Source organism: Micromonospora deserti (genome assembly GCF_003236335.1).
Taxonomy (GTDB): domain Bacteria; phylum Actinomycetota; class Actinomycetes; order Mycobacteriales; family Micromonosporaceae; genus Micromonospora; species Micromonospora deserti.
The window spans coordinates 1-10398 of the sequence record NZ_POUB01000215.1 but is presented as its reverse complement, the minus strand read 5'-3'; the positions used below and the strand labels follow the sequence as shown (position 1 = coordinate 10398).

The window sequence follows — 10398 nt, the reverse complement described above, 5'->3', positions numbered from 1 at the left end:
ACGAGCGGCAACCCGCTCTCGGCGCCAAGTTCGCCCCGTTCGGTGGCTGGGAGATGCCGCTGGAGTACGCCGGGGGCGTTCGCCCGCGTCGAGGACGGCCTGGGTCCAGCCGCCCTCGATGACGCCGGTGCCGTCCAGCAGCGCCCAGTCGACGACGTCGGTGGCCTCCACCACCACCGGGGAGCCGATGCGGACGGTCGGGTCGGTGTTGGCGTCGCTGGCACTGACCCCGGAGATCCGCTCGGGGGTGTCCCACGAGGTCACCCCGGCCCAGACGAACTCCGGGCCGTCGTCGCCGGGCAGGCCGTACTTGACCACCAGCTGGGTCTCCGGGGGGAGCTGGCCGGTGACGAACCGGGCCCGGATGTCGCCCAGGCCGGCCCGCGCGGTGGCGATGGCTTTGCTCATCGCGTCGCCCGGCCGGGCGTAGCGCACGTCGGGCTGGATGCCGGCGAAGAGGGTGGCGCAGGCGGCGGCGTAGTAGCGGCCGGGCGGGCCCGGATGGCCGGCCGGCGGGCGCAGGCTGAGGAACGAGTCGGCCTCCGGGTCGGTGGCCGGGTCCAGCTCCAGCCGCAGCAGCACCGGCGCGGTCGCCCCGTGCTGCTCCGGATTGCCGTACGCCACCGCGATGTCGTGCCCGGTCACCGTGGCCAGCACCGGCAGCTGCACGAACGCGGGCACCTCCTCGCCGGAGAGCCCGTCGGTCCAGTCCCGCAGCAGCCGCCGGGCGGCACCGGTCATCACCGCGCCCCAGGCCCGGGTGAGGTGGTCCGGCACCCCCTGGGTCTGCAGTTCGAGCAGGCCGAAGCGGCGCAGCCCCTTGGTGGTGAACCAGAGCCCCTCGGCGTCGGAGGAGTACGGCACCAGTACCCAGTCGACCAGCCGGATCCGGCCCTGGGCGTCCGGCAGCGACCGCAGCGCGGTCGCCGGGTCGAGGAACTGCAGCCCGAAGACGTCCACCACGTCGCCGTCGACCGTCTCGGCGACCGCCGCGGCCACCGCCCGGGCCGCCCACTCGTGCGCCGGCGGCCAGCCCGGCCGGTACTCGGCCTGCACCACCACCAGATGGCTCGCCGCGGCCAGCCGGGCCAGCTGCGCCTCGGTGGCCCCGAACGCGGTGAGCAGGTCCGGCGGCAGCTCGGGGAACTCGTCGATCGGCCGGGTGTCCACGGTCATCAGCGGGCTGTCCAGCATCTGCTTCGCCAGCCCGTGCACCGGCTCCGGCAGCCGACCGGCGAGCCGCTGCACCGCCGTCTTCGCGCTGACCTTCGGCAGCCCCGCCATTGGCACGAGGTAGGTGGCGCTCAGCGACTCCGGGACCGGTACGGGCAGGAAGTCGTCCGTGATGAGCATGTCTTCCCCCGGGTGGCCGCCGCCGTGCTGTCGATCCAGAACGCTACCCGCCGCGGCGCACCCCGCTCAGCCGGACAGCACCAACCCCAGGTAGACCAGCGTGGTGACCACCTCGACGGTCGCGCCGAGCACGTCGCCGGTGACGCCGCCGAGCCGGCGTACCGCGTGCCGCAGCAGCCCCACCGCGACGGCGAGCGCGGCGCCGACGGCGAGCGGCCCCTGCCACGGGCGCCCCGGCACCGCGGCGACCGCCGACAGCGCGACGGCGGCCGTCCCGGCGACCAGCGCGACCGGGCCGACGGTGCCGGCGACCAGCGCGCCCAGCCCTTCCGGGCGGGCCGCCGGCACCCCGCGCCGGCAGGCGAACGCGACGCCGAGCCGGCCGGCGGCGGTCGCCGCCACCACCGCCGCGAGCGCCGCCGGCCGGGACCGCAGCGCCAGTTCCGCGAGGGCCGCGGTCTGCACCAGCAGGACGACCACCAGCGCGACCACCCCGAACGGGCCGACGTCCGGCTTCTTCATGATCTCCAGCGCGGCCGCCCCCCGCCGGTACGAGCCGAGCGCGTCCACGGTGTCGGCCAGCCCGTCCAGGTGCAGCCCGCGGGTGAGCAGCGCGGCGGCGCCGACGGTCACGCCCGCGGCGACCAGCGGGGGAGCGAGCGCGGCCAGGAGCAGCAGCACCCCGGCGAGCAGCACGCCGAGCAGCGCCCCGACGGCCGGGGCGAGCGCCATCGCCGTCCCGGCCGCCGCCCGGTCGACCCGGCCCGCGGGCACCGGCAGGGTGCTGAACGTGGTGAGCGCCAGCCGGACCCCGTCGGCGAGCCGCGACTCAGCCGGCACGCCAGCCGGACGGGTCCACCGGCTGCCGCTCGGGCTCGGTGGTGGTCGGCCCCGGTCCGGCCGGCTCCGGCTCGTGGAAATCCGGCTCCTCCTCGTCCTCGGCCGGCTCCGGCTCCCCGTCGTCGGGCCCGCCCCCGCCGAGCGACGGGCGGGTCGGCAGCGCGGCGGCCAGCGACAGCACCGAGCGCAGCAGCGGCAGCGCGGCCAGCGCGTTCGCTCCCTCGCCGAGGTCCAGCCGGAGGTCCAGCAGCGGGGCGAGGCCGAGCACGTCGGCGGCGAGCCGGACGGCGGGCTGCCCACCGTGGTCGGCGAGCATGCACCAGTGCCGGGCCTGCCCGGCCAGGTCGCGGCTGACCAGCCCGGCGGCCACCCCGACCGGCCCGTCCAGCATGACCGGCACCCGGCGGGCGGTGGCGCCGAGCAGGATGCCGGTGGCCACCGCGATGTCCCCGCCGCCCAGCTCGGCCAGCACGTCCTTGGCGCCGCGCGGGGAGCGGCGGGTGCGGTGCAGCGCGTCGCGGACCGCCGCGCAGCGCGCCATCCAGGCCGCGTCGTCGAACTCACCCGAGTCGTCGAGCACCCGGCCGAGCACGGCCGGCGGCTCCGCCCCGGCGGTCGCGGCCAGCACCGCCGCCGCAGCCGCCTCGGTGCCGGCGCCGCACGCCCCCAGCACCAGCAGCTGTACGCCGGCGTCGGCGGCCTCCTCGGCGAGCCGCCAGCCGTAGCGCAGCGCCGACTCCACCTGCTCGGCGGTCAGCGCCGCCTGGTCCTCCATCGGGCCGGCCGTCGGGGCGTCCACCACCTGGAGGGTGGCCCCGCTCTCGGCGGCCAGCCGGGCGAGTACCCCCTGGCCGGCCCGGGCCTGCCGGGCGCGTCGGGCCGACTCGCCAGTCACCGTGCCCGCGGCGGCGCCGCCGTCGTGGTCGCCGTGCAGCAGCAGCACCCGCACCGATCCCCAGGCGGCGGGTGTCGGGGTGCCCTGGGTCGCGGCGGCGAACCCGACCACCCGCTCCAGCACGCCGAGCCCGGCGCCCGGCACGTCGAGCGTGGCGAGCCGGTCGACGGCCTGCGGGCCGGCGTACTCGTCGGGCATGGGCAGTTCCATGCCTGGCTGGATGACCAGGCCGGTGGCGACCATCGGCAACGCCATGGTGGGCGCGGCCCAGGGGGCGCCGTTGCTGGCGGCCGTGGCGGGCGGCGCGGCCGGGGTGAGCACCTCCGGCAGCTCCGCCTCCGGCGTCACCACGGTCTGGTCGGTCGGCTCGGTGGCTCCGCCGCCGAGCGCGGGAGCGCCGGCCGCCGCGACCGCGGTGCCGGCCGCCGGGCCTGCCTGGGCCGGCACGGCGGCGGCGTGCGGCGCCCCGCCGGGCTTGAGCCACGCCGGCTGGCCGGCCACCACCAGCACGACCGCGTCGCAGGCGTCGGCGACCGCCCGGTTGGCCGCGCCGAGGGCGTCGGTGAACGCCCGGCCGAGCGGGGTGGTCGGCACCAGGGAGAGCCCGACCTCGGGGCTGACCAGCACCAGCCGGGCCGCGCAGTCGCGCACCGCCGCGGCCAGCTCGGCGATGGTGGCCGGGTCGTCCGCCGGCTGGTGGGCGGGGTTGAGCAGGACCGTCACCCAGCCGCCGAGGTCGTCGATGAGCAGGGTGTCGTCCGGCGCGGCGGAGGCGATCACGTCCGCCAGCCGGCGCGGGTCGCCGGCGGTCTCCTCGGTGGTCCAGGTCTCCGGCCGGCGGGCCCGGTGCGCCGCCAGCCGGGCCGCCCACTCGGCGTCGTCGGCGGCCGCGTCGGCGGCGGTGGCCAGGTAGCGGACCGTGGGCGCGTCGGCGACCAGGGACTCGGCGAACTCGGACTTGCCGGACCGGATACCGCCGAGCACCAGGACAGTGTTCCACCCGTCTACGGACATGCCCGTACCTTAAAGCCGCCCGAGGCCCGGCCGCCCGCCGGCCCGTGTGCCGGCGCCCGCTCGGGCGGCCCGGTCCGGCCCTGGCCGCGGCCCGCCGGGCGCCCCGCTCAGTCGCAGCGCTCGAACCCGCTGCCGTAGCTCGCCCCGCCGGTGGCGCCGCCCCACTTCACACAGATCCCGGCGGCCTTGGCCCGCACCGGCCCGGCGTAGTAGGCGAACGAGCCGCTGTCGGTGCTGCGGTCCCGCCCCTGCACCTCCAGCCACGCCGACACCGCCGTCTTCGTGCCGACCGCGGTCTCCTTGAGCGTCACCACGCAGTTGGTGCCGGTGCCCGCGTGCCAGAGCAGGTAGACCCGGCCCTTGCGGGTGCCCGAGACGGTCAGCGTCGCCGAGTCGATCACCTGGTAGCCGCTGCCGCACACCTGTACCGCGGTGTACGGGTTCGGCTTCTCCGCCTTGCTGGTGGTCGGGCTGGCGGTGGGCCGCCCCGACGAGCTCGCGGTCGGCGCCGCGCCGCCGGTGGCCGGGGCGGCCGGCGGCCGGGCCGTCGGCGACGCCGTCGCGGCCGCCGACCGGGTGCCGGTCGGTGTCGAGTCGGTCCGCAGCTGCCCGCTGCCGTCGGTGGCCGCCGGCTGCGGCGTACCGGACACCGCCGGTGCGGACGCGCCGGTCAGCCCCGCGGGCGTGTCCCCGCCGGCCGGCTCGCGGCCGGAGAAGAGCGCCGTCGCCGCGACCACCCCGACCAGCAGCACGAGCACGGTGACCGCCGCGCCGACCAGCGCGATCCGCCGCCGCGCCGGCCGGGGGCCGACCGGGTCCTCCCGGGTCGGCGGGAGCCCGGCGCCCCACGTCCCGGAGGCCGCCGGGCCCGGGTACCCGGCGGCGTCGGCGCCGGGCGACACCGGCCGCCCGAGCGGGGCCGGTGGGTGCCCCCCGGACGCGCCGGGGTGCGGCGCCGGCGGGCCCCCGGCGGGCGGGGTGGCCGGTGACGGGTGGCCGGCCGGCGGCGCGGTGGGACCGGGCCGCGGTGGCGCGGCGGGTCCCGGCGGGGCGGCACCGAAGGCCGCCGGTGGTCCGGGCGGTGCCGGTGCCGGTCCGGGAAGGTGGGTCCGGTTCCCGCCGGTCGGCGAACCGAGCCCGGCGTCGCGGGCGCCGGACGCGGCGCGCTGCCCGGCCGGGGTCGCGCCCGACGGGGTTCCGGCGTCCCCGGCACCGGTGCCGCCCGGCACGCCGGGGTCCACGGTCAGCGCCGGGACCACCGTGGGCGACGGGCCGGCCACCGCCCACGGTGGACGGGCCGACAGCGGGATCACCGCGAGCGTCGCGTCCCGCGCCGCCACTGCGGCGTCGGCGAACTCCGCCGCGCTCGGGTACCGGTCGCCCGGCCGTTTCGCCATCGCCCGCTCGACCAGCGCGACCACCGCCGGCGGGATGCCCTGCGGCAGCGGCGCCGGCTCGTCCTGCAGGTGCCGCAGCGCCACCTGCAGCGGGTTGTCCCCGTCGAACGGCGGCTGACCGGCGAGGCAGAAGTACGCCACCGCGCCGAGCGCGTAGATGTCGGTGGCCGGGGAGACCGGCTGGTTCGCGGCCTGCTCGGGGGACATGTACGAGGCGGTGCCGAGCACCACGTTCGCGGCGGTGATCCCGGCCGTGGTGCCCGAGCGGGCGATGCCGAAGTCGACCAGCACCACCCGGCCGTCCGGCTTCACCAGCAGGTTGCCCGGCTTCACGTCCCGGTGCACGATCCCGGCGAGGTGAGCGGCGTGCAGCGCCTCGGCGGCCTGCGCCACCACCGACATCGTCGAGGCGGGGTCCAGCCGCCCCGCCCGCCGTAGCCAGCTGGTCAGCGGCTGCCCGTCGACGTACTCCATCACCAGGTAGTCGACCTGGCTGCCGTCGGCGACGGTGGACCGGCCGACGTCGTGCACCGCGACCACGCCGGGGTGCCGCAGCGCCGCCAGCATCCGCGCCTCGGCCCGGAACCGGGTGGTGAACTCCGGGTCCGCGGTCAGCGCCGGCAGCAGCACCTTCACCGCCACCTCGCGTTCCAGCGCGAGGTCCGTGCACCGCCAGACCGCGCCCATGCCACCGGTCGCCACCCGTTCGCCCAGCTGATACCGCTCGCTGAGCACCACTCCCTGAGTCAGCACCGGATCACGGTACCGGCCGGCGCGCAGGATGGATCAACCTGTGGCCCGAGCGAGCGGCTGTCGGGGTCGCGGCCGACTACGCTGGCGGGGGTTCGTCCCACGGGACATCAGCGGCGAGGGGAGACGCGGCATGGCGTGGAGCTGGCGGTACGAGGGCACGAACGGCGAGTCGGTGGACGGTCCGGCGGAGTCGTTCGGCAGCCAGGCGGATGCCGAGTCCTGGATCGGCCAGACCTGGCGCGAGCTCGCGGCGTCCGGCGTCACCTCGGTCGCGCTCGTCGAGGACGACCGGGTGGAGTACCGGATGAGCCTGCTTCCTCCGGCGGAGTGATGGCCGCCGACCGCGCGCGGGGCGAGCCGCTGGTGCTCGGTGTGCCCCGGCTGGCGTTCCGGCCCAGCCCGGTCTTCCTCGCCCTGGTCGCGCTCTTCGTGGCCAGTGGGGTGATGACCTGGCACGGGTTCGGCAGTGTCCGGTTCGACGTGTTCCTCTTCGTCGTCTCCGGCTGGCTGGTCTCGCTGTGCCTGCACGAGTACGCCCACGCGGTCGTCGCCTTCCGGGCCGGTGACCGCAGCGTGGCGCACCGCGGCTACCTGACCTTGAACCCGCTGAAGTACAGCCACCCGCTGCTGTCGATCGCGCTGCCGGTGGCGGTGGTGCTGCTCGGCGGCATCGGCCTGCCCGGCGGCGCGGTCTGGGTGGACCGGCACGCCATCCCGGGGCGGCTGCGGCACACCCTGGTCAGCCTCGCCGGCCCGGCCACCAATGTGCTGTTCACGCTGGTGTTGGTGGCGGCGGTCCGGCTCGGCGCGTCCGGCGGCGGGCCGGTCGAGTTCTGGGCCGCCGTGGCGCTGCTGGCCTTCCTCCAGCTCACCGCGAGTGTGTTGAACCTGCTCCCGGTGCCCGGGCTGGATGGCGGCAACATGATCCAGCCGTGGCTGAACCCGCAGTGGCGCCGGATGTACGACCTGTTCGCCCCGTACGGCTTCATCCTGCTCTTCGCCCTGCTGTGGAACCCCCGGATCAGCGGCTGGTTCTTCGGCGCGGTCTTCGCCGTCGGCGACCTGCTCGGCCTGCCGCCGTGGCTCTACGCCGTCGGCCTCGACCTGATCCGCTTCTGGCAGGGCTGAGCGTCGACGCGGCGCCGGCGAGTCGAGGCCGGCGCGTCGGGTGCGGGCCCGGCCGGCGGAACGTCGCGCCGGCCGGGCCCGGGTTCGGTCACGGCCGGGCGGCCGGGCTCTCGGTCTTGGCCGGGTCGCGCTCGGTGATCGGCTCGACGATCTCGTCGATCGCCTTGAGCAGTTCGGCGTCGAGCTTTACGCCGGCCGCCTTGACGTTGTCGCGCACCTGCTCGGGCCGGGACGCCCCGACGATCGCCGAGGAGACGTTCGGGTTCTGCAGCACCCAGGCGACGGAGAGCTGGGCCATGCTCAGGCCGGCCTGCTCGGCCAGCGGCTTGAGCCGCTGCACCCGGGTCAGCACCTCGTCGGTCAGCCACTTGGCGATGAACCCGGCGCCGGACTTCTCGTCGGTGGCCCGGGAGCCGGCCGGCGGCGGCTGGCCCGGCAGGTACTTGCCGGAGAGCACCCCCTGCGCCATCGGCGACCAGACGATTTGCCCGACTCCCAGCTCCTCGCTGGTGGGGACGACCTCGGTCTCGATGACCCGCCACAGCATCGAGTACTGCGGCTGGTTGGACACCAGCGGGATGCGCAGCTCGCGGGCGAGCTGGTGGGCCTCCCGGATCTGCGACGCCTTCCACTCCGAGACGCCGATGTAGAGCGCCTTGCCGGAGTGCACGACGTCGGCGAACGCCTCCATCGTCTCCTCCAGCGGGGTGCTGTAGTCGTACCGGTGGGCCTGGTAGAGGTCCACGTAGTCGGTGCGCAGCCGGCGCAGCGAGCCGTTGATCGACTCCATGATGTGCTTGCGGGACAGGCCCCGGTCGTTGCGGCCCGGCCCGGTGGGCCAGTACACCTTGGTGAAGATTTCCAGGCCCTCGCGCCGCTCGTGCTCCAGCGCGCGGCCGAGGACGTCCTCGGCCCGGGTGCCGGCGTACACGTCGGCGGTGTCGAAGGTGGTGATGCCGCAGTCCAGGGCGGCCCGGACGCAGGCGAACGCCGCGTCCTCCTCCACCTGCGAGCCGTGGGTGATCCAGTTGCCGTACGAGATCTCGCTGACCATCAGGCCGGAGCGGCCCAGGTGACGGAATTCCATGCCCCGACCCTAGCCCGTCCGGATCATGGTCGTCCGCCTCGCCCCTGCCGGTGCCGGGCCGGTCAGAGCACCGGGTTGATGTCCGTGAGCAGCCGCTCGATCTCCGCGACCACCTCGTCGCGGTTGCGGTGCACCGGGTCGATCAGCGGCCCGCCGCGCCGGTCCAGGGCGCCCCAGCGCCCGGCGCCGGTACCCACCAGGAAGGCCACCGGGTGGATGACCAGCGCCGGGTGGGCCGGTGGCACGATCACCTGCCCGGTCCGGTCCACCACGCCGCGCCGGCCGGCCACGTCCACCACGGCCAGCCCTTCGTCGGTGAAGCCGTCGACGTACCGGCCGTCGGCCAGGACGGTGGTGAACCCGTGGTAGCGGGTCGGCACCACGATCCGGCCGGTGCGGTCGACCGCGCCCCAGCCCTCCCGGCGTACCGCGGCCACTCCGCGCCGGAACGGGCGTACGTCGGCGAAGCCGGGGGGGACGACCACCTCGCCGCGCGGGTCGATCGCCAGCCAGCCACCGGCCCCGTGGTGCGACACCCAGGCCAGCCCGTCGGAGAACGCGCGGACCGTCGGGTAGGTCGGCTCGACAACGGTGGCGCCGGCCAGGTCGATCAGCGACCACCGTCCGGTCTCCGGCCGGCGCACCCAGGCCACCCCGTCCCGGAACGGCTGCGCCTCGGCGTACTCGGCCGCGATGGCCATGTCGCCGTCCAGGTCGGCGAAACCCCAGCGGTCGCCGTCGCGCGCCGGCACCGGGGGCCGGTCGCGCTCCAGCAGCTCCTCGCGGCTGCGGGGGTACGGCCCGAAGCCGGCCTCCCCGGCGCGCTTCGCCACCGCGTCCAGGCTCACCCGGATCCGGGCCAGCAGGTCCGCGTCGCCAGCGCCGCGCAGGTCGAGGGCCCGCTCGAAGTGGTGGCACGCCTCCATCAGCCGGCCCTGGTCGTAGCAGGATCGTCCGGCATGCTCGTGCAGCGCCGCGCGCAGCCGGTCGGGCAGTTCCGGGGAGGTCGCCTCGGTGAAGAGCCGGTCCGCCTCGGCGAACTCGCCCCGCCAGCGCAGCACCTGCGCCAGCCGCGCCTGGGCGAGCGCGGTACGCCGCAGTTCCCCGGTGGCCTCGGCGTAGGTGAGCGCGAGCCGGCCGTCGGCGAGCGCCTCGTCCTGGTCGCCGAGGATCCGGGAGACCACGGCGCGCAGGCTGAGCAGCCGGGCGCGGGAGCGGTTGTCGACGGCCGTGCCCAGCTTCTCGGTGAGGCGGCGCCGGATCGTCCGGAACTCATCCGGGTCCTCGACCACCTCGCGCAGCGTCGCCGGGTCGAGCCGCCACCGGTAGCTCGCCAGCACCTGCTCGGGGTCGCCCTGCGGCCCGGCCGGCCGCTCGGGCACCGTCTGGCTGGTCGTCTCGACCTCCGGCGAGCCGGGCTGCGCCGGCGGCGCGGTCACCGGCTCGGCGGGCGGTGCGGAGACGGCAGCGGCCGGGGGCGCGGACACGGGAGTCGAGGGCGTGGCAGGAGCCGGTTCCGCCGTGGTGGCCGGCGACGTGTCGGCGGGGCGGACCGGCTCGGCCGAGTCTGATGGGGGCGCGGCGACCGAGGTGGCGGTGGTGGCCGGCGGCGCGGACACCGGGCTCACCGGCGCGGCCGGGGGCGCCGAGCACGACGCGGTCTCCGGCTCGCCCGGAGCCGCCTCGACCGGCCGGGCCGGGTCGGGTCGCGGGGGTGCGGTCGGGACCGGCGCCGCCGCCGGTGCTGCCGCGAGGTCGCGGTCGGGCCGGTCCTGGGCCGCCGACGGCGGTACCGCCACCGGGCGGCTCGGTGGTGCGGAGACCGGGGCGTCGGTCTGGGCCGAGCGCGGGGCCGGGACGTGGTGGTCGGGCGCGACCGGGGGTGCGGAGACAGGCCGTCCCGGTGCCCCGGACACCAGCCGGTTCACCTC

General features: G+C 76.9%; 7 protein-coding genes and 1 pseudogene. 2 read left to right on the top strand and 6 right to left on the bottom strand.

Annotated elements, in window-relative coordinates:
- The 4 genes and pseudogenes from C1I99_RS23905 to C1I99_RS23890 form a co-directional block, all read right to left on the bottom strand.
- Nucleotides 1–1353, bottom strand: a 1353-nt coding sequence (locus tag C1I99_RS23905) for a DUF2314 domain-containing protein (protein ID WP_233512675.1), incomplete at its 3' end; no start/stop codon positions are given.
- A gap of 66 nt (nucleotides 1354–1419) precedes the next feature.
- Nucleotides 1420–2193: an adenosylcobinamide-GDP ribazoletransferase gene (cobS, locus tag C1I99_RS23900; protein WP_111136452.1), complete on the bottom strand. Its 774-nt coding sequence runs from the start codon at nucleotides 2191–2193 to the stop codon at nucleotides 1420–1422.
- On the bottom strand, nucleotides 2183–4102 hold the full coding sequence (locus tag C1I99_RS23895) for a bifunctional adenosylcobinamide kinase/adenosylcobinamide-phosphate guanylyltransferase (protein WP_111136451.1): 1920 nt from the start codon (nucleotides 4100–4102) through the stop codon (nucleotides 2183–2185). Before C1I99_RS23895 ends, cobS begins: the two co-directional genes overlap by 11 nt.
- Nucleotides 4103–5388: 1286 nt before the next feature.
- Nucleotides 5389–6252 (bottom strand): annotated as a pseudogene (locus C1I99_RS23890) (serine/threonine-protein kinase); the annotation flags it as partial.
- Between the two features lie 130 nt (nucleotides 6253–6382).
- Here C1I99_RS23890 and C1I99_RS23885 point away from each other — a divergent pair.
- Together C1I99_RS23885 and C1I99_RS23880 are read left to right on the top strand one after the other, a co-directional pair.
- On the top strand, nucleotides 6383–6583 hold the full coding sequence (locus C1I99_RS23885; RefSeq protein WP_111136450.1) for a hypothetical protein: 201 nt from the start codon (nucleotides 6383–6385) through the stop codon (nucleotides 6581–6583).
- Nucleotides 6583–7380 carry a site-2 protease family protein gene (locus tag C1I99_RS23880; RefSeq protein ID WP_111136449.1) on the top strand — a complete coding sequence of 266 codons (798 nt, stop codon included), beginning with the start codon at nucleotides 6583–6585 and terminating at the stop codon, nucleotides 7378–7380. The genes C1I99_RS23885 and C1I99_RS23880 overlap by 1 nt, the downstream gene beginning before the upstream one ends.
- Before the next feature lie 88 nt (nucleotides 7381–7468).
- Here C1I99_RS23880 and C1I99_RS23875 read toward each other — a convergent pair whose 3' ends face one another.
- Both C1I99_RS23875 and C1I99_RS23870 read right to left on the bottom strand, forming a co-directional pair.
- A complete protein-coding gene (locus tag C1I99_RS23875) occupies nucleotides 7469–8467 on the bottom strand; it encodes an aldo/keto reductase family protein (RefSeq protein WP_111136448.1) in 999 nt (332 codons plus the stop codon).
- A gap of 62 nt (nucleotides 8468–8529) precedes the next feature.
- The gene (locus C1I99_RS23870; RefSeq protein ID WP_438941441.1) at nucleotides 8530–10266 is read right to left on the bottom strand and encodes a WG repeat-containing protein; all 1737 of its coding nucleotides are present in this window, start codon (nucleotides 10264–10266) and stop codon (nucleotides 8530–8532) included.
- Nucleotides 10267–10398 lie beyond the last annotated feature (132 nt).